The organism is Burkholderia sp. Ed8 (assembly GCF_040761425.1).
GTDB classification, from domain to species: Bacteria; Pseudomonadota; Gammaproteobacteria; order Burkholderiales; family Burkholderiaceae; genus Burkholderia; species Burkholderia seminalis.
This window is the reverse complement of sequence record NZ_CP142886.1, coordinates 1873538-1892235: the sequence shown is the minus strand read 5'-3', so window position 1 is coordinate 1892235 and position 18698 is coordinate 1873538. Positions and strand designations below refer to the sequence as shown.

Genomic DNA, 18698 nt, shown 5'->3' with positions numbered 1-18698 from the left:
CGAGGCAGCAACAGAACATGGAAGAGGACGACATCGTCGCCGAATGGGCCGAGCGTATCCGCGCGGCCAGTGCCGACGGCCGGCCGCTGCGGATTCGCGGCGGCGGCACCAAGGACTGGTACGGCCAGGCGCTCGAGGGCGAAATACTCGACACGCGCGCGTTTCAGGGCATCGTGTCGTACGACCCGGCAGAGCTCGTCGTCACGGTCCGCGCGGGCACGCCGCTCGCGCAGCTCGAAACCGTCCTCGCCGAGCGCGGCCAGATGCTGCCGTTCGAGCCGCCGCACTTCGGCCGCGCGGCCACCGTCGGCGGCTGCGTCGCCGCCGGCCTCGCGGGCCCGCGCCGCGCCACCTGCGGCGCACCGCGCGATTTCGTGCTCGGCGTCACGCTGATGAACGGCCGCGGCGAAATGCTGCGCTTCGGCGGCCAGGTGGTGAAGAACGTCGCCGGCTACGACGTGTCGCGCCTGATGGCCGGCGCGCTCGGCACGCTCGGGCTGATGCTCGACCTGTCGATCAAGGTGCTGCCGATGCCCGTCGCCGAGGTCACGCTGAAGTTCGAGATGACCGCGACCGACGCGGTACGCAAGCTCAACGAATGGGGCGGCCACCCGCTGCCCGTCAGTGCGAGCGCCTGGCGCAACGGCACGCTGGTGCTGCGCCTGTCGGGCGCCGAGGCGGCCGTGAAATCGGCGAAGACGCTGCTCGGCGGCGAAGTCGTCGACGCGGTCGAAGCCGAGCGCTTCTGGGCCGGCCTGCGCGAGCATACCGACCCGTTCTTCAACGGCATCCCGCCGGGCTACGCGCTGTGGCGCCTCGCGCTGCCGTCAATCACCGAGCCGATGCACCTGCCCGGCACCCAGCTGATGGAATGGGGCGGCGCGCAGCGCTGGTGGATCACCGACGCCGACGCGCAGACCGTCCGCATGAGCGCGAAGCAGGCCGGCGGCCACGCGACGCTGTTCCGCGCGGGCGACGCGTACGACCGCAGCGCGGGGGTGTTCACGCCGCTTCCCGCCCCGATGATGAAAATCCACCGCGGGCTGAAGGCCGCCTTCGATCCCGCGCGCATCTTCAACCGCGGCCGGCTCTACCCCGACCTCTGAGGGCTCGATGCAAACGAACCTCGCCGATTTCATCCGCAACACGCCCGACGGCGACGAGGCCGACGCGATCCTGCGCAAGTGCGTGCACTGCGGGTTCTGCACCGCGACCTGCCCGACCTACCAGCTCCTCGGCGACGAACTCGACGGCCCGCGCGGACGCATCTACCTGATCAAGCAGATGGTCGAAGGCGCGCCCGTCACGCGCAGCACGCAGCAGCACCTCGACCGCTGCCTCACGTGCCGCAGCTGCGAGACGACCTGCCCGTCCGGCGTCCAGTACGGCCGGCTCGTCGAGATCGGCCGCAAGCACGTCGAGGCGCAGGTGCAGCGCCCGGCGCAGCAGCGGCTCGTGCGCCGCATGCTCGCGAGCCTCGTGCCGAATGCCGCGCTGTTCTCGCCCGTGATGCGGCTCGGCCAGCATGTGCGGCCGCTGCTGCCGAAGCGGCTGCGCGACAAGGTGCCGCCGCGCACGCGGCTGCTCGAATGGCCGCACCGCACGCATCCGCGCAAGATGCTGATGCTCGGCGGCTGCGTGCAGCCGTCGATGCTGCCGAACATCAACATCGCGACCGCGCGCGTGCTCGATGCGCTCGGCATCGAGACGGTCGTCGCGCCCGACGCGGGCTGCTGCGGCGCGATCCGCCTGCACCTGAACTATCACGACGAAGCGCTCGACGACGCGCGCCGCAACATCGACGCTTGGTGGCCGCACGTCGAACAGGGCGCCGAGGCGATCGTGATGAACGCATCGGGCTGCGGCGCGACGGTGCTCGAATACGCGCACCTGCTGCGCGACGATCCGGCTTACGCGGAGAAGGCGCAGCGCATCGTGTCGCTGACGCGCGACATCTCCGACGTGCTGCTCGCATTCGAGGCCGAACTCGCGACGCTCGCGCGGCGCCGCGCGGTCCATACGGTCGCGTACCACCCGCCGTGCACGCTGCAGCACGGCCAGCAGTCGCGCGGCAAGGTCGAGCGGCTGCTCGAGACGCTCGGCATCGACGTGCGGCTACCGGCCGACAGCCATCTGTGCTGCGGCTCGGCCGGCACCTATTCGCTGACGCAGCCGTCGCTGTCGTACCGGTTGCGCAAGCAGAAGCTGCTGAAACTGCAGGCGCTCGAACCGCAGATGATCGTGTCCGGCAACATCGGCTGCATCGCGCACCTGCAGAGCGGCACGCAGATTCCGGTCACCCACTGGGTCCAGCTCGTCGAGCATTTGCTGTACGGCTGACGTGACGCGCCGCCGCGGCCGGCGTCCGCGCGCGGCGTCCGTATAATGAGCGGATCGATGCGCCGCGTGTCGCGGCGCATCGGCTTCATGCCCGCTTTCGTGCCTGCTTTCGCGCCCGTCATGTCCGATCTCGCCGCCCGTCTCGAATCCGTTCACCGCCGCATCGCCGACGCCGCCCGCGCGGCCGGCCGCGATCCCGCCACCATCTCGCTGCTCGCCGTGTCGAAGACGTTTCCCGCCGACGACGTGCGCGCCGCGCACGCGGCCGGGCAACGTGCATTCGGCGAAAACTACGTGCAGGAATCGATCGACAAGATCGATGCGCTCGCCGACCTGCGCGCGTCGCTCGAATGGCATTTCATCGGGCCGCTGCAATCGAACAAGACGCGCCCTGTCGCCGAACGCTTCGACTGGGTCCATTCGGTCGACCGCCTGAAGATCGCGCAGCGCCTGTCGGAACAGCGCCCCGCGCACCTGCCGCCGCTCAACGTGTGCGTGCAGGTGAACATCAGCGGCGAGGCGTCGAAGAGCGGTGTCGCGCCGGCCGACGTGGCCGAGGTCGCGCGCGCGGTCGCCGCGCTGCCGTCGCTGCGGCTGCGCGGCCTGATGGCGATTCCCGAACCGGCCGGCGACACCGACGCGCAACGCGTGCCGCACCGCGCGCTGCGCGCGCTGTTCGACACGTTGCGCGCCGACGGCCTGCCGCTCGACACGCTGTCGATGGGCATGTCCGCCGACCTCGACGCGGCCGTGCTCGAAGGCGCGACGATCGTGCGCGTCGGCACCGCGATCTTCGGCGCGCGCGATTATTCGCACTGAACGCCACGCCCTTTTCCGCCTTTCCGTTCACTCACTCGCTCATTCGGACATCATGAAAATCGCATTCATCGGCGGCGGCAACATGGCCGCGGCCCTGATCGGCGGCCTGATCAAGCGCGGCGTCGCCGCCGACGGCCTGTATGCCATCGACGTCAACGAGGACGTCCGCGCGCGTGCCGCGCAGCAATTCGGCATCCGCACCGGCGCGGCCGTCGACGCGACGCTCGCCGGCTACGACGCGATCGTGCTCGCGGTGAAGCCGCAGGTGCTGAAGGACGTCGCGCAGGCGCTCGCGCCGCACCTGACGTCGCAGCTCGTGATCAGCATCGCGGCCGGCATCCGCGGCACGGATCTCGCGCGCTGGCTCGGCGACTACCCGCGCGTCGTGCGCACGATGCCGAACACGCCCGCGCTGGTCGGCATGGGCGTGACGGGCCTCGCCGCGCTGCCCGCGGTCGACGCGGCGGCCCGCGAACTCGCGTCGAACGTGCTCGGCGCGGTCGGCGAGATCGTGTGGTTCGACGACGAGTCGCAACTCGACGCCGTCACGGCCATTTCGGGCAGCGGCCCCGCGTACGTGTTTTATTTCATCGAAGCGCTGCAGGAAGCCGCGCGCCGCCTCGGCATGAACGACGAACAGGGCCGCGCGCTCGCGGTCACGACGTTTACGGGCGCCGCGCAACTGGCCGCGCAATCGGGCGAGCCGGCGAGCGTGCTGCGCGAGCGCGTGACGTCGAAGGGCGGCACGACGGCCGCCGCGCTTGCGGCATTCGACGCGCAGGGCGTGAAGGAAGCGATCGTGCGCGGCGCGCTCGCGGCGGAAGCGCGTGCGAAGGAAATGGGCGACGAACTCGGCCGCGCGTAAGCGCGGGAGCGCTTGCCGGATTGCCGGCGCCGACGTAAAAAAAGCGACCGTCAGGTCGCTTTTTCATTGGCGGCGCGCGCCGGGCGCGCGGCTTCGTCGTTCAGTTGCCGGCCAGCAGGTAATGCGCGGCGATGCCCGCGAACAGCACGCCGCCGAGCCAGTTGTTGTGCCGGAATGCCGCGAAGCACGGCATCCGTTCGCGATCCTTGATCAGCGTGTAGTGATAGAGCGCGCAGCCGGCCGCGGCGGCCCAGCCGGCCCAGTACACGAGACCGAAGCCGAGTGTCACGCCGACCCACACGTAGATGCCGAGCGTCGCCGCGTAGCACGCCATCACGGCCGCGACGTCGAAGCGGCCGAACGTCAGCGCGGACGTGCGAATGCCGATCTTGATGTCGTCGTCGCGATCGACCATCGCGTACTCGGTGTCGTATGCGACCGACCAGAAGATGTTCGCGACCAGCATCACCCACGCGATCGCCGGCACCGTGTCCTGCACGGCCGCGAACGCCATCGGGATGCCGAAGCCGAACGCGATGCCGAGATACGCCTGCGGAATCGCGAAGAAACGCTTCATGAACGGATACGAGCCCGCGACGAACAGCGCGACGACGGACAGTTCCTTCGTCAGCGTATTGAGCGGCAGGATCAGCAGGAACGCGACGAACGACAGCCCGACCGCGATCGCGACGGCTTCCCACGCGTGGATCTTGCCCGACGTCAGCGGCCGGTCGGCCGTGCGCTTCACGTGACGGTCGAAATCGCGGTCGGCGTAGTCGTTCATCGCGCAGCCGGCCGAGCGCATCAGCAGCGTGCCGAGCACGAAGATCACGAGCAGCGGCCAGCGCGGATGGCCGTCCGACGCGATCCACAGCGCGTTGAGCGTCGGCCACAGCAGCAGCAGGCTGCCGATCGGCTTGTCCATCCGGACGAGCCGCAGATACAGCGGAAAACGGGCAAGCATGGCGAAGCACCGGGAAGATAACCCCGGCATTTTAGAGCCGAGCGGCGCTCCGCGTCATGTCGGGAGCGGCCCGCAGACGGCTACCGGCGGGCGCGCACACGCCGCCCAGGCCCGCTGCGCGCGGCTGTGCCGCATCGCGCGTCAATCAAGGGACAGAGTCGACCGCATCGCGGATCGGGCCGGTCGGCGCCCCTGCACGGCCGCACCGCGCTTACGCGAGCAGCGACCGCAGCATCCACGCGGTCTTTTCATGCGTCTGCAGGCGCTGCGTCAGCAGGTCGGCGGTCGGCTCGTCGCTGGCCGCGTCGGCGATCGGGAAGATGTCGCGCGCGGTGCGCACGACCGCCTCGTGTCCTTCGACGAGCTGGCGGATCATCTCCTCGGCGGCCGGTACGCCCTTCGCTTCCGGCACCGACGACAGTTTCGCGAACTCGGCGAACGTGCCCGGCGCGACGACGCCGAGCGTGCGAATGCGCTCCGCGACGGAATCGACCGCGAGCCATAGCTCGTTGTACTGCTCCTCGAACATCAGGTGCAGCGTGTTGAACATCGGCCCGGTCACGTTCCAGTGGAAATTGTGGGTCTTGAGGTACAGCGAAAACGTATCGGCGAGCAGGCGCGACAGGCCGTCCGCGATCTTCTTGCGGTCCTTGTCGCTGATGCCGATGTTGATCGGCGTGGCGTTGCCTTTCCTGGCCATCTTCGGGACTCCTCGTTCGAAATGTTGAACCGGTGAAAATGCGTCGAGCAATCCGCATGCCGCGTCGCACGGCATCCGTTCGCGACTCGCACGTCTGGCGTTGCGAAACCGTCGCTGCCGTCGCTGCCGTCAACCACCTGCGACCGACGCGAGCGCGTGCAGCGCCTGCGAGACCAGTTCCGCCGCCCCGCCGATGACGATCGCGAAGCCGACGACGTAGCGCGCCAGTTCGACCGGCGATCGCAGAACGGGCGACGCCGCCGCACGCATGTTGAGCATCATTTGCGTCATGGTCGTTACTCCCTTGACAAGACATCGTTCCGAGAAGAAACGGCCGGTCGTTCGACCGGCCGTTCCGCGTTACTGCGTCACTGCATGACCGCATGAGCATGCGGCCGGTTTCATGCGAGGTCGAAGCGGTCGAGGGTCATCACCTTGTTCCAGGCGGCGACGAAATCGCGCGCGAACTTCTCCTTCGCATCCGCGCTGCCGTACACCTCGGCCAGCGCGCGCAACTGCGAGTGCGAGCCGAAGATCAGGTCGACGCGCGTGCCCGTCCACTTGACCGCGCCCGTCGCGCGGTCGCGCCCCTCGAACACGTCGTTCGCGGCCGACACCGGCTTCCACTCCGTGGCCATGTCGAGCAGGTTCACGAAGAAGTCGTTCGTCAGCGTTTCCGGACGATCGGTGAACACTCCGTGCTTCGAGTCGCCGGCGTTCGCGCCGAGCACGCGCAAGCCGCCGACGAGTACCGTCATCTCCGGCGCCGTCAACGTCAGCAGTTGCGCCTTGTCGACCAGCAGCGCCTCGGCCGGCGTCTTGTACGCGGCCTTCAGGTAGTTACGGAAGCCGTCGGCGAGCGGCTCGAGCACGGCCATCGCCTCGACGTCGGTCTCTTCCTGCGTCGCATCCGCGCGGCCCGGCGCGAACGGCACCGTCACCGCGATACCCGCGTTCTTCGCGGCCTGCTCGACGCCGGCCGCACCGGCCAGCACGATCAGGTCGGCGAGCGACACCTTCTTGCCGCCCGTCTGCGCGTCATTGAACGCCTTCCGCACGCCTTCGAGCGTCTCCAGCACCTTCGCGAGCTGGGCCGGGCGGTTCACTTCCCAGTCCTTCTGCGGCGCGAGGCGGATGCGCGCACCGTTCGCGCCGCCGCGCTTGTCCGACCCGCGGAACGTCGCTGCCGACGCCCATGCCGTCGACACGAGCTGCGACACCGACAGGCCGGTGGCCAGCACCTTCGCCTTCAGCGCGGCAACGTCGGCGGCGTCGATCAGCGGGTGGTCGACTGCCGGGATCGGATCCTGCCACAGCAGGTGTTCCGCCGGCACTTCCGGGCCGAGATAACGGGAGCGCGGGCCCATGTCGCGGTGCGTGAGCTTGAACCATGCACGCGCGAACGCATCGGCGAACTCGGCCGGGTTCTCGTAGAAACGGCGCGAGATCTTTTCGTAGGCCGGGTCGAAACGCAGCGACAGGTCGGTCGTCAGCATCGTCGGGCGATGCTTCTTCGACGCGTCGAACGCATCGGGAATCACTTCGCCGGCGTCCTTCGCGACCCACTGGTGCGCGCCGGCCGGGCTCTTCGTGAGCTCCCACTCGTAGCTGAACAGGTGCTTGAAGAAGTCGTTGCTCCACTTCGTCGGCGTCGAGGTCCACGTGACTTCGAGGCCGCTCGTGATCGCGTCCTTGCCCTTGCCCGTGCCGAACGTGCTCTTCCAGCCGAGACCCTGCTCCTCGAGGCCCGCGGCTTCCGGCTCGGGGCCGACGTTCGACGCCGGACCGGCGCCGTGCGTCTTGCCGAACGTGTGGCCGCCCGCGATCAGCGCGACCGTCTCTTCGTCGTTCATCGCCATCCGCGCGAACGTCTCGCGGATGTCGTGCGCGGCGGCGACCGGGTCGGGGTTGCCGTCCGGGCCTTCCGGGTTCACGTAGATGAGGCCCATCTGCACGGCGGCGAGCGGGCTTTCGAGCTCACGCTTGCCCGAGTAGCGGCTGTTCGGGCCGCCGCTCAGTTCCAGCCAGATCTTTTCCGAGCCCCAGTACACGTCGTCCGGTTCCCACGTGTCGACGCGGCCGCCGGCGTAACCGAACGTCTTGAAGCCCATCGATTCGAGCGCGACGTTGCCCGTCAGGATCAGCAGATCGGCCCACGAGATGTTGCGGCCGTACTTCTGCTTGATCGGCCACAGCAGCCGGCGCGCCTTGTCGAGGCTCACGTTGTCCGGCCAGCTGTTGAGCGGCGCGAAGCGCTGCTGCCCGCCGCCCGCGCCGCCGCGGCCGTCGGCCGTGCGGTACGTGCCGGCGCTGTGCCATGCCATGCGCACGAACAGGCCGCCATAGTGGCCGAAGTCGGCCGGCCACCAGTCCTGCGACGTCGTCATCAGCGCGTGCAGGTCCTGCTTCACCGCCGCGAGATCCAGCTTCTTGAACGCCTCGGCGTAGTCGAAATCCTGGTCCATCGGATCGGACAACGCCGAATGCCGGTGCAGGACATTCAGGTTCAGCTGATTCGGCCACCAGTCCTTGTTCGTCGTGCCGCTGCCTGCGGTGTGGTTGAACGGACACTTCGCTTCGTTCGACATGCTTTTTCTCCTTTACTTGCTCGTAGGCCCCCACGTGCCGGGCGCGGTTCGTGGAGCATTGCGGGGGATAAGAAACGGAACAGGCAGATCCTCCTGCCGTACTACGGGATGTCGTGCGCGGCCTTCGGCTCGCGTTCCCGCTGCAACGCGCCGCAGGCGGGGCGCTCGGGGAAGCCACTGCCGGCAGTCGTCGTGCCGGCGATGCGTGCGGTGGTCATGCTGTCGGGCATGCAATGCTCCCTCATGGCTTGATGGCGGGTGAATCGGGGGAACACCGGACCGGCGCGCGGCGGCACTCATCCGCCATACACGCGATCCGCCAGGTACGCGAACGCAATCGGACGCAGGCTGCGAACCGCGGCCCTGGCGCGATGTACGACCGTGTCGCGCGACGGGATGTTCCGCTGCGCGTGCTGCAATACCGACCGCATCATGACATCCTCCTTTGACGCTTGCATCCAACGTGCATGTCGCGCGTCGGCGACGACGCCGATCCATGTAGAGGATTCTATCTATATCTATTGGTTATTTGAATTTAATAAATTTCATCTATGCGATAGGGAAAAATAAACGGGGTCGCAAGACCCCGTTCATCATGCTGCCATACGCGCTCAGTTCATCGTAGCCGGCATGTCGAGCTTCGCGACGCCCGGCAGTTCGCACGCGGAAATCGCGTCGCTGATCGCGTCGATCGCGGGCATCCGCGTGAAGCTCTTGCGCCACACGAGCACCACGCGGCGGTCGGGCACCGGTTCGTTGAACGGCACGTACGACAGCAGTTCCGCATCGGGGCCGTTCGCGCGCGGGCCGACCTCGGCGACCGACATCCGCGGCAGCACGGTGATGCCGACACCGCTCGCGACCATATGGCGAATGGTTTCGAGCGACGAGCCCTCGAAGGTCTTCTGGATGCCGTCGGCCGTCTGCGAGAAGCGCATCAGCTCCGGGCACACGCCGAGCACGTGATCGCGGAAGCAATGGCCGTTGCCGAGCAGCAGCATGGTTTCCTGCTTCAGGTCCTCGGCATTGATTTCCTCGCGCTTCTCCCACGGATGGCCGGCCGGCAGCGCGACGACGAACGGTTCGTCGTACAGCGGACGCACCATCAGGCCGGTTTCCGGGAACGGCAGCGCCATGATCGCGGCGTCGATCTCGCCCTGCTTGAGCAGTTCGAGCAGCTTCAGCGTGTAGTTCTCCTGCAGCATCAGCGGCATCTGCGGAACACGCTGGATCATCTGCTTGACGAGCGTCGGCAGCAGGTACGGCCCGATCGTGTAGATCACGCCGAGGCGGAACGGGCCGACCAGCGGGTCCTTGCCCTGCTTCGCGATCTCCTTGATCGCGAAAGTCTGCTCGAGCACGCGCTGCGCCTGCGTGACGATCTGGTCACCGATCGGCGTCACGCTCACTTCGCTCGCGCCGCGCTCGAAAATCTGCACGTTGAGCTCGTCTTCGAGCTTCTTGATCGCCACCGACAGCGTCGGCTGGCTCACGAAGCAGGCCTCGGCCGCGCGGCCGAAATGCCGTTCGCGCGCGACCGCGACGATGTATTTCAATTCAGTCAGCGTCATTGTGGGTCAATCAGGTATATACAGGCGATAGGTTTAATTTATACACCCTCCGGCACCGGTTCGCCAAGTTTCTCGACATCCGATGCATCGATCGACGGCTTTCTGATCCGGCCCCGAGCTGCCGAATCAAGCCTTCAGGTACTGTTCCCGCGCACCGAGCCAACGGGCGAGATGCTGCGTGACGATGTCGGGGTACGCGGCAATCAGCCGCGTCGCGGCCTCGCGGGCCGGGTCGATCAGCCAGCCGTCGGTCTCGAGGTTGGCAAAGCGCAGCATCGCCGCGCCCGACTGGCGCGCCCCGAGGAATTCGCCGGGGCCGCGGATTTCGAGGTCGCGCCGCGCGATCTCGAAGCCGTCGGTCGTCTCGCGCATCGTCTTCAGCCGCTCGCGGCCGGTCAGGGACAGCGGCCCCGTGTACAGCAGCACGCACACCGACGCCGCGGTGCCGCGCCCGACGCGGCCGCGCAGCTGGTGCAGCTGCGCGAGGCCGAAACGCTCCGCGTGCTCGATCACCATCAGCGACGCGTTCGGCACGTCGACGCCGACCTCGATCACGGTCGTCGCGACGAGCAGCTGCACTTCGTTGCGCGTGAACGCCTCCATCACGGCGGCCTTGTCGGCGGGCGACAGCCGGCCGTGCACGAGCCCGACCTTCAGTTCGGGGAGCGCCGCCGCCAGCGTCTCGTAGGTTTCGACGGCCGTCTGCAGCTGCAGCGTCTCGCTTTCCTCGATCAGCGGGCACACCCAGTACACCTGGCGCCCGGTCAGCGCGGCCTCGCGCACGCGGGCGATCACCTCGTCGCGCCGCGCGTCGCCGACGAGGCGCGTCAGCACGGGCGTGCGGCCCGGCGGCAGCTCGTCGATCGTCGAGACCTCGAGATCCGCGTAGTACGTCATCGCGAGCGTGCGCGGGATCGGCGTGGCCGACATCATCAGCTGGTGTGGCTGGAAATCGCGCGCGCCGTTGGCCGCGTTCGCGGCCTTCGCGCGCAGTGCGAGACGCTGCTCGACGCCGAAGCGGTGCTGCTCGTCGACGATCACGAGGCCGAGCCGCGCGAATTCGACCGTGTCCTGGATGATCGCGTGCGTGCCGATCACGAGCTGCGCGGTGCCGAGCGCAGCCGCCTCGATCGCCGCGCGCTTCTCCTTCGCCTTCAGGCTGCCCGCGAGCCACGCGACCGACACGCCGAGCGGCTCGAGCCATGCGCGCAGCTTGCGCGCGTGCTGTTCCGCGAGGATTTCGGTGGGCGCCATCAGCGCGGCCTGGTAGCCGGCGTCGATCGCCTGCGTGGCGGCCAGCGCCGCGACGACCGTCTTGCCGCTGCCGACGTCGCCCTGCAGCAGGCGCTGCATCGGGTGCGCGAGCGTGAGGTCGTGCGCGATCTCGTCGACGACGCGCGCCTGCGCGCCCGTCAGCGTGAACGGCAGCGCCGCGTAGAGCCGCGTCGTCAGCGCATCGGCGTCGCTCGCGGTGCGGCGCGGCATCGCGGGCGCGGCACGCGTGCGGCGCTCCTCGTGCGCCCGCTTGAGCGACAGCTGCTGCGCGAGCAGCTCCTCGAACTTGATGCGCGTCCACGCCGGATGCGAGCCGTCCATCAACGCGGCTTCGTCGGAATCGACGCGCGGGTGGTGCAGGATGCGCACGGCCTGCTCGAGCGTCGGCACGTCGAGCGGCTTCAGGTAGTCGCGCTGGATCTCGGGCGGCAGCAGCTCGGGCAGCGGCGTGCGCTCGACCGCATTCTCGATCGCCTTGCGCAGGTAGGCCTGCGACACGCCGGCCGTGCTCGGGTAGACGGGCGTGAGCACCTGCGGCAGCGGCGCGTCCGCTTCGACGACGCGCACGGCCGGATGCACCATCTCCATCCCGAAGAAACCGCCGCGCACGTCGCCGCGCACGCGCAGCCGCTGGCCGACGGCCATCTGCTTGACCTGCGACCCGTAGAAATTCAGGAAGCGCAGCACGAGCTGCTCGCCGTCGTCGTCCTGAATCTTCACGACGAGCTGGCGGCGCGGCCGATAGGTGACTTCGTTGTCGAACACGACGCCTTCGGTTTGCGCGATGCCGCCCGGCAGCAGTTCGCCGATCGGCGTGAGCGTGGTTTCGTCCTCGTAGCGCATCGGCAGATGCAGCACGAGATCGATCGAACGCGTGAGGCCGAGTTTCGCGAGCTTGTCGGCGGTTTTCACCGGTTTGTCGGCGGCAGGCTTCTTCTTGCGCTTCGTGCCCGATGCACCGGGCGCGTCGGCGTCGCCGCCGCCCGCGCCCGGTTCGACGTCGGGCGCGGCGGCAGCGGGCTGCGCGAGCCGGCCGTCGGCGCCGCGCTTCGGGCCGGCGCGGCGCGCGCCGGCGGCCGATGCGGGCGGCGCGGGCGTGGCGGCATCGTCCGCGTCGAACGGATCGGCGGAATCGGCAACGGCGGCGGCGGAACGGCGTGGTGACACAGGCATCGGATCGTCAGGGTGCTTCGCAAGGCAAGTACAATAGCGGCTTTCACGTCGTCCGAACGAACGACGCCGGCCAGGCCGCGCATCCCGCCATCATAGCGGCTCGCGCGCCCCATTTACGCGTTTCCGCCCTGCCGGCGACGCCCGCCGGCCGCTTCGAACCAGCCCGCATGTTCACGCTTTCCGATTTCGATTTCAATCTGCCGCCCGAGCTGATTGCCCAAACCGCGCTGCCCGATCGCACCGCGAGCCGCCTGCTCGAGGTCGACAATACCGCCGAGCCCGCGCGCCTCGTCGACCGCCGTTTCACCGAGCTGCCGTCGTGCATCGCGCCCGGCGACCTGCTCGTGTTCAACGATACCAAGGTGCTGAAGGCGCGTTTCTTCGGCCAGAAGGCCAGCGGCGGCAAGATCGAGGTGCTGATCGAGCGCTTGACGGGCACGCACACGGCGCTCGCGCAGATCCGCGCAAGCAAGTCGCCGGGCGCCGGCACGACGCTGCGTCTCGCCGACGCATTCGACGTGACGGTCGGCGAGCGCGTCGAGCCGTTCTTCACGCTGCACTTCCCCGCGCCGTGCCTCGACCTGATCGAGCAGTTCGGCCGCCTGCCGCTGCCGCCGTATATCGAGCACGACGCCGACGCGACCGACGAGACGCGCTACCAGACCGTCTATGCGAGCAACCCGGGCGCGGTCGCCGCGCCGACGGCCGGGCTGCATTTCGACCAGCCGCTGCTGGCGAAGCTCGACGCGATGGGCGTCGAGCGCGCGACGCTGACGCTGCACGTCGGCGCCGGCACGTTCCAGCCGGTGCGCGTCGAGAACATCGCCGAGCACAAGATGCACAGCGAGTGGTACGACCTGCCGCAGTCGCTCGTCGACAAGATCGCCGCGGCCCGCGCACGCGGCGGCAACGTGATCGCGGTCGGCACGACGTCGATGCGCGCGCTCGAAGCCGCCGCGCGCGCGGCCGACGAAGCGGGCCGACCGCTCGCGGCGACGCAGGCCGAGACCGACATCTTCATCACGCCCGGCTACCGGTTCCGCGTGGTCGACCGGCTCGTCACGAATTTCCACCTGCCGAAATCGACGCTGCTGATGCTGGTGTCCGCGTTCGCGGGCGTCGAGACGATCCGCGCCGCGTACCGGCACGCGATCGAAGAACGCTACCGCTTCTTCAGCTACGGCGACGCGATGCTGCTGACGCGGCGCGACACGCCGGAGGCGCCGGGGGCGTAAGCGCGGCAGGTGCGATGACGCGCCGGCGCGCGACTGCGCAACGGCCACTACGCGCCGCGCCGGTGTCCCCGCGCTGTTGCCCCGTTTTCCTGCGGTCCGCGCTACGATGGCGCGCACCCGCTTTTTCCCGCCGCCGGTTACCCGGCGGCGTTTCCAACATGCGCCGGACTTGCGATCCGGAGTCAGCGCTTCAGCGCATACTCCGGTCCCATGCAACGCTTTTCCGGTGGCAAGGAGAATGACGCGATGACCGAAGGTTCATCCCACGATACGCACGCGCCCGTGCAGGACCGCCCGGCGAACGGGCTCGAATTCGAACTGCTGACGACCGACGGCCATGCGCGCCGCGGCCGCGTGAAGCTCAATCACGGCGTGGTCGAGACGCCGATCTTCATGCCGGTCGGCACCTACGGCACCGTGAAGGCGATCCAGCCGCGCGAACTGCACGAGATCAAGGCCCAGATCATCCTCGGCAACACGTTCCACCTGTGGCTGCGTCCGGGCCTCGACACGATCGACGCGCACGGCGGCCTGCACGGCTTCATGGGCTGGAACAAGCCGATCCTGACCGACTCGGGCGGCTTCCAGGTGTTCTCGCTCGGCGACCTGCGCAAGATCACCGAGGACGGCGTCACGTTCGCGTCGCCGATCAACGGCGACAAGCTGTTCCTGTCGCCGGAAGTGTCGATGCAGATCCAGAAGGTGCTGAACTCCGACGTCGTGATGCAGTTCGACGAGTGCACGCCGTACGCGACCGACGGCGTGCCCACGACGCACAAGGAAGCGGCCGACTCGATGCGCATGTCGCTGCGCTGGGCGAAGCGCTCGCTCGACGAATTCAACCGGCTCGGCAACCCGAACGCCCTCTTCGGGATCGTCCAGGGCGGGATGTTCGAGGACCTGCGCGACGAATCGCTCGCGGGCCTGGCGGAGCTCGGCTTCCACGGCCTCGCGATCGGCGGGCTGTCGGTCGGCGAGCCGAAGGAAGACATGATGCGCGTGCTGCGCCACGTCGGCCCGAAGCTGCCGGCCAACAAGCCGCACTACCTGATGGGCGTCGGCACGCCGGAGGATCTGGTGGAGGGCGTCGCGAACGGCGTCGACATGTTCGACTGCGTGATGCCGACCCGCAACGCGCGCAACGGCTGGCTGTTCACGCGCTTCGGCGACGTGAAGATCCGCAACGCGACGCACAAGAACTCGCTGAAGCCGCTCGACGCGAGCTGCACGTGCTACACGTGCCAGAACTTCTCGCGCGGCTACCTGCATCACCTGCACCGCGTCGGCGAAATCCTCGGCGCGCAGCTCAACACGATCCACAACCTGCACTATTACCTGCAGCTGATGAGCGAGATCCGCGAGGCGATCGAAACGCATACGTTCGACGCGTTCCGCCAGCGCTTCGCGGAGGACCGTGCCAGAGGGGTCGACTGACCGGCCGGCGGGCCGTACCGCGCCAGTCGCATAGGACGCGTACTAAATAACGCGTTTCGATGGCCCGTCGCGACCGCCAAATATTACAATTGCCTTTCCAAACAAGTCGCAACGGTATCGGTTCGCGCTTTAACAGCTTGATCCGAAAGCGCATTTGCCGATCCGTTTGCACATGGGGCCGGTGGTAGAATAACCGGCTTATTTTTCGATCTTCCCCTACGGAGAGACCAACGTGCCGTTCATTTCCAATGCCTTCGCGCAAGGCGCCGGTGGCGCCGAATCGAGCCTGATGAGCTTCCTGCCGCTCATCCTGATGTTCGCGGTGCTCTACTTCATCATGATCCGTCCGCAGATGAAGCGCCAGAAGGAACACCGCAACATGCTCGCGGCCATGGCGAAGGGCGACGAAGTCGTCACGAGCGGCGGCCTCGTCGGCAAGGTGACGAAGGTCACCGAAGGCTACATCGGCGTCGAAATCGCCGAAGGCACTGAAATCACCGTGCAGAAGGCTGCGGTCACGACCATTCTGCCGAAGGGCACGATCAAGTCGCTGTAAGCCCTTCACCGAGCGTCCGGCTCCCCGCGCCGTGCCCGCCTGAGAGAGCGGGCCGCCGCGGCGCCGGACGCGACGCTTTCACGCCAACCACCCGTTCGGCCCCCTCATGAATCGTTATCCACTCTGGAAATATGTCGTGATGGTCGTGGCGCTCGCCATCGGCCTTCTGTACACATTGCCCAACTTCTTCGGCGAAGCGCCGGCGGTGCAGGTGTCGAGCGGCAAGGCCACGGTCAAGCTCGACTCGACCACGCTGACCCAGGTCGAAGCGGCGCTCGCGTCCGCGCAGATCACGCCGGACGACGTCACCTTCGAGAACACGGCGACCAACGCGAACATCCGCGTGCGCCTGAAGGACACCGATACGCAGCTGCGCGTCAAGGACCTGCTGCAAAAGTCGCTGAACGCCGACCCGAACGATCCGCAGTACGTCGTCGCCCTGAACCTGCAGAGCGCGTCGCCGCGCTGGCTGACGGCCCTGCACGCGCTGCCGATGTATCTCGGCCTCGACCTGCGCGGCGGTGTCCACTTCCTGCTCCAGGTCGACATGACGGGCGCGCTCACGAAGAAGCTCGACTCCGACGCGTCCGACGCACGCTCGCTGCTGCGCGACAAGAACATCCGTGACGGCGGTGTGAGCCGCGTCGACCAGTCCGTGGTCGTCAACTTCAGCGATGCGCAGACGGCGGAAGACGCCCGCAAGGTGCTCGCCGCGTCGATCACCGAACTGCAATGGGCGACCCAGCCCGGCGGCGGCGGCACGCAAGTCGTCGGCACCTTCACGCCGGCCGTGCAGAAGGCCGTCGAGGACGCGGCACTCAAGCAGAACCTGACGACGCTCCACAACCGCGTGAACGAACTCGGCGTGTCCGAGCCGATCCTGCAGCAGCAAGGCAGCGACCGCATCGTCGTCGAACTGCCGGGCGTGCAGGACACCGCGAAGGCGAAGGACATCATCGGCCGCACCGCGACGCTCGAGGCACGCCTCGCCGACCCGATCAACACGCACCCGAACCCGAACGACCCCGTTCCGCCGGGCGAGGAGCTGTTCACGCAGGGCAACCAGGCGCCCGTGCTGCTGAAGAAGGACGTGATCTTCACCGGCGACCGCATCATCGATGCATCGGCCGGTTTCGACGAACACCAGCGTCCGTCGGTCAACATCCGCCTCGACTCGGCCGGCGGCCGCGCGGTGCGCACGGTGTCGCGCGACAACATCGGCAAGCCGATGGCGATGGTGCTGTTCGAGAAGGGCAAGGGCGAAGTGCTGACGGTCGCGACGATCCAGTCCGAGCTCGGCGACCGCTTCCAGATCACGGGCCAGCCGACGCCGCAGGCCGCGGCCGACCTCGCGCTGCTGCTGCGCGCCGGTTCGCTCGCCGCGCCGATGGACATCATCGAGGAACGCACGATCGGCCCGAGCCTCGGCGCGGACAACATCAAGATGGGCGTCCACTCGGTGATCTGGGGCTTCTGCGCGATCGCCGTGTTCATGATCGCTTACTACATGCTGTTCGGCGTGGTGTCGGTGATCGGCCTGTCGGTGAACCTGCTGCTGCTCGTCGCCGTGCTGTCGCTGATGCAGGCCACGCTGACGCTGCCCGGTATCGCGGCAATCGCGCTCGCGCTCGGCATGGCGATCGACTCGAACGTGCTGATCAACGAGCGCGTGCGTGAGGAACTGCGCGCCGGCCAGCCGCCGCAGCTCGCGATCCAGGCCGGTTACGCGCATGCCTGGGCGACGATTCTCGACTCGAACGTCACGACGCTGATCGCCGGTCTCGCGCTGCTCGCGTTCGGCTCGGGCCCGGTTCGCGCGTTCGCGATCGTGCACTGCCTCGGCATCCTGACGTCGATGTTCTCCGCGGTGTTCTTCTCGCGCGGGATCGTCAACCTCTGGTACGGCGGCCGCAAGAAGCTGAAGTCGCTCGCGATCGGCCAGGTGTGGAAGCCGGAAGGCGCCGCTGCCGCCGCATCGTTCACCGACGCGGACGAATCGACCGACACCGCGCGCGCCGCGAAGCTCGCCGCCCCGGCGAAGGGCAACGCGCCGCGCGCCGGCAAGCCGCAGCTGCGCAACCGCGCGCAGCAAGGCGTGTCGCCGAAGAAACCGGGCTCGACCCAATAAGGCCCCGGAGACGAGACCATGGAATTTTTCCGCATCCGTAAAGACATTCCGTTCATGCGGCACGCGCTGGTGTTCAACGTGATCTCGCTGGTCACGTTCCTCGCCGCCGTGTTCTTCCTGTTCCACCGCGGGCTGCACCTGTCCGTCGAATTCACCGGCGGTACGGTGATCGAGGTGCAGTACCAGCAGGCCGCGGAACTCGAACCCGTGCGCGCGACGCTCGGCAAGCTCGGTTATGCCGACGCGCAGGTGCAGAACTTCGGCACGTCGCGCAACGTGCTGATCCGCCTGCAGCTGAAGGAAGGCCTCACGTCCGCGCAGCAGAGCGACCAGGTGATGGGCGCGCTGAAGGCGCAGAACCCCGACGTCACGCTGCAACGCGTCGAGTTCGTCGGCCCGCAGGTCGGCCGGGAGCTCGCGACCGACGGCCTGCTCGCGCTCGCGTGCGTCGTGATCGGCATCGTGATCTACCTGTCGTTCCGCTTCGAATGGAAGTACGCAGTGGCCGGCATCATCGCCAACCTGCACGACGTCGTGATCATTCTCGGCTTCTTCGCCTACTTCCAGTGGGAGTTCTCGCTGGCGGTGCTCGCGGCGATCCTCGCGGTGCTCGGCTACTCGGTCAACGAGTCGGTCGTCATCTTCGACCGGATCCGCGAGACGTTCCGCCGCGAACGCAAGATGAACGTGCAGGAAGTGATCAACCACGCGATCACGACCACGATGTCGCGCACGATCATCACGCACACGTCGACGGAAATGATGGTGCTGTCGATGTTCTTCTTCGGCGGCCCGACGCTGCACTACTTCGCGCTCGCGCTGACGGTCGGCATCATGTTCGGCATCTACTCGTCGGTGTTCGTCGCGGGCTCGCTCGCGATGTGGCTCGGCATCAAGCGCGAGGACCTGATCAAGGAAAAGAAGACCGCGCACGATCCGGACGATCCGAACGCGGGCGCGCAGGTTTAAGCGCCGCGCCGTTTCGGCATCGCACCCAAGCCGGCCCATTCGGGCCGGTTTTTTTATGCGCGGGCCGCCGCGGTACACGGC

Annotated in this window: 16 protein-coding genes; 9 read left to right on the top strand and 7 right to left on the bottom strand. The window is 67.9% G+C overall.

Going from position 1 to position 18698, the window contains the following annotated elements; all coding sequences use genetic code 11:
* Positions 1–17 precede the first annotated feature (17 nt).
* The 4 genes from glcE to proC all read left to right on the top strand — a co-directional run bounded on the left by glcE (position 18) and on the right by proC (position 4024).
* Positions 18–1106, top strand: coding sequence for a glycolate oxidase subunit GlcE (gene glcE / locus VXM69_RS22745; RefSeq protein WP_034187152.1), 1089 nt, complete (start codon positions 18–20; stop codon positions 1104–1106).
* Positions 1107–1113: 7 nt separating this feature from the next.
* Positions 1114–2340 carry a glycolate oxidase subunit GlcF gene (glcF, locus tag VXM69_RS22740; RefSeq protein ID WP_034187151.1) on the top strand — a complete coding sequence of 409 codons (1227 nt, stop codon included), beginning with the start codon at positions 1114–1116 and terminating at the stop codon, positions 2338–2340.
* A 120-nt stretch (positions 2341–2460) separates the two neighbouring features.
* Positions 2461–3159 (top strand): YggS family pyridoxal phosphate-dependent enzyme, encoded by a 699-nt coding sequence (locus tag VXM69_RS22735; protein WP_034187443.1) that lies wholly within the window; start codon positions 2461–2463, stop codon positions 3157–3159.
* 52 nt (positions 3160–3211) lie between these two features.
* Positions 3212–4024 carry a pyrroline-5-carboxylate reductase gene (proC, locus tag VXM69_RS22730; RefSeq protein ID WP_367190183.1) on the top strand — a complete coding sequence of 271 codons (813 nt, stop codon included), beginning with the start codon at positions 3212–3214 and terminating at the stop codon, positions 4022–4024.
* Between the two features lie 100 nt (positions 4025–4124).
* Here the strand turns inward: proC and ubiA are convergent, their stop codons facing one another.
* From ubiA to recG, 7 genes are all read right to left on the bottom strand, one after another.
* Complete coding sequence (gene ubiA / locus VXM69_RS22725; protein WP_034187149.1) at positions 4125–4988, bottom strand: 4-hydroxybenzoate octaprenyltransferase; 864 nt, start codon at positions 4986–4988, stop codon at positions 4125–4127.
* Positions 4989–5199: 211 nt separating this feature from the next.
* Complete coding sequence (gene dpsA / locus VXM69_RS22720; RefSeq protein WP_034187148.1) at positions 5200–5688, bottom strand: non-specific DNA-binding protein DpsA; 489 nt, start codon at positions 5686–5688, stop codon at positions 5200–5202.
* 129 nt (positions 5689–5817) lie between these two features.
* Positions 5818–5979 carry a hypothetical protein gene (locus tag VXM69_RS22715; RefSeq protein WP_367190182.1) on the bottom strand — a complete coding sequence of 54 codons (162 nt, stop codon included), beginning with the start codon at positions 5977–5979 and terminating at the stop codon, positions 5818–5820.
* A 110-nt stretch (positions 5980–6089) separates the two neighbouring features.
* On the bottom strand, positions 6090–8276 hold the full coding sequence (gene katG / locus VXM69_RS22710) for a catalase/peroxidase HPI (protein WP_034187147.1): 2187 nt from the start codon (positions 8274–8276) through the stop codon (positions 6090–6092).
* Positions 8277–8377: 101 nt separating this feature from the next.
* Positions 8378–8506, bottom strand: coding sequence for a hypothetical protein (locus VXM69_RS22705; protein ID WP_260435749.1), 129 nt, complete (start codon positions 8504–8506; stop codon positions 8378–8380).
* Positions 8507–8887: 381 nt separating this feature from the next.
* A complete protein-coding gene (locus VXM69_RS22700) occupies positions 8888–9847 on the bottom strand; it encodes a hydrogen peroxide-inducible genes activator (protein ID WP_034187146.1) in 960 nt (319 codons plus the stop codon).
* Between the two features lie 126 nt (positions 9848–9973).
* On the bottom strand, positions 9974–12295 hold the full coding sequence (recG, locus tag VXM69_RS22695; protein ID WP_124607864.1) for an ATP-dependent DNA helicase RecG: 2322 nt from the start codon (positions 12293–12295) through the stop codon (positions 9974–9976).
* Positions 12296–12462: 167 nt separating this feature from the next.
* On the opposite strand from recG, the gene queA reads away from it, so the two are divergent.
* From queA to secF, 5 genes are all read left to right on the top strand, one after another.
* On the top strand, positions 12463–13530 hold the full coding sequence (gene queA, locus VXM69_RS22690) for a tRNA preQ1(34) S-adenosylmethionine ribosyltransferase-isomerase QueA (protein WP_059557336.1): 1068 nt from the start codon (positions 12463–12465) through the stop codon (positions 13528–13530).
* A gap of 246 nt (positions 13531–13776) precedes the next feature.
* Positions 13777–14964 carry a tRNA guanosine(34) transglycosylase Tgt gene (gene tgt / locus VXM69_RS22685; protein WP_049028475.1) on the top strand — a complete coding sequence of 396 codons (1188 nt, stop codon included), beginning with the start codon at positions 13777–13779 and terminating at the stop codon, positions 14962–14964.
* A gap of 232 nt (positions 14965–15196) precedes the next feature.
* Positions 15197–15520 carry a preprotein translocase subunit YajC gene (yajC, locus tag VXM69_RS22680; protein ID WP_006476868.1) on the top strand — a complete coding sequence of 108 codons (324 nt, stop codon included), beginning with the start codon at positions 15197–15199 and terminating at the stop codon, positions 15518–15520.
* 106 nt (positions 15521–15626) lie between these two features.
* Complete coding sequence (gene secD / locus VXM69_RS22675; RefSeq protein ID WP_049028476.1) at positions 15627–17648, top strand: protein translocase subunit SecD; 2022 nt, start codon at positions 15627–15629, stop codon at positions 17646–17648.
* Between the two features lie 18 nt (positions 17649–17666).
* Complete coding sequence (secF, locus tag VXM69_RS22670; RefSeq protein WP_034187142.1) at positions 17667–18617, top strand: protein translocase subunit SecF; 951 nt, start codon at positions 17667–17669, stop codon at positions 18615–18617.
* Positions 18618–18698: the final 81 nt, after the last annotated feature.

Excerpts from the sequence above, each read along its gene's own strand:
- glcE (WP_034187152.1), top strand. The coding sequence starts at position 18 with ATGGAAGAGGACGACATCGTCGCCGAATGGGCCGAGCGTATCCGCGCG.
- glcF (WP_034187151.1), top strand. The coding sequence starts at position 1,114 with ATGCAAACGAACCTCGCCGATTTCATCCGCAACACGCCCGACGGCGAC.
- VXM69_RS22735 (WP_034187443.1), top strand. The coding sequence starts at position 2,461 with ATGTCCGATCTCGCCGCCCGTCTCGAATCCGTTCACCGCCGCATCGCC.
- proC (WP_367190183.1), top strand. The coding sequence starts at position 3,212 with ATGAAAATCGCATTCATCGGCGGCGGCAACATGGCCGCGGCCCTGATC.
- ubiA (WP_034187149.1), bottom strand. The coding sequence starts at position 4,988 with ATGCTTGCCCGTTTTCCGCTGTATCTGCGGCTCGTCCGGATGGACAAG.
- dpsA (WP_034187148.1), bottom strand. The coding sequence starts at position 5,688 with ATGGCCAGGAAAGGCAACGCCACGCCGATCAACATCGGCATCAGCGAC.
- VXM69_RS22715 (WP_367190182.1), bottom strand. The coding sequence starts at position 5,979 with ATGACGCAAATGATGCTCAACATGCGTGCGGCGGCGTCGCCCGTTCTG.
- katG (WP_034187147.1), bottom strand. The coding sequence starts at position 8,276 with ATGTCGAACGAAGCGAAGTGTCCGTTCAACCACACCGCAGGCAGCGGC.
- VXM69_RS22705 (WP_260435749.1), bottom strand. The coding sequence starts at position 8,506 with ATGCCCGACAGCATGACCACCGCACGCATCGCCGGCACGACGACTGCC.
- VXM69_RS22700 (WP_034187146.1), bottom strand. The coding sequence starts at position 9,847 with ATGACGCTGACTGAATTGAAATACATCGTCGCGGTCGCGCGCGAACGG.
- recG (WP_124607864.1), bottom strand. The coding sequence starts at position 12,295 with ATGCCTGTGTCACCACGCCGTTCCGCCGCCGCCGTTGCCGATTCCGCC.
- queA (WP_059557336.1), top strand. The coding sequence starts at position 12,463 with ATGTTCACGCTTTCCGATTTCGATTTCAATCTGCCGCCCGAGCTGATT.
- tgt (WP_049028475.1), top strand. The coding sequence starts at position 13,777 with ATGACCGAAGGTTCATCCCACGATACGCACGCGCCCGTGCAGGACCGC.
- secD (WP_049028476.1), top strand. The coding sequence starts at position 15,627 with ATGAATCGTTATCCACTCTGGAAATATGTCGTGATGGTCGTGGCGCTC.
- secF (WP_034187142.1), top strand. The coding sequence starts at position 17,667 with ATGGAATTTTTCCGCATCCGTAAAGACATTCCGTTCATGCGGCACGCG.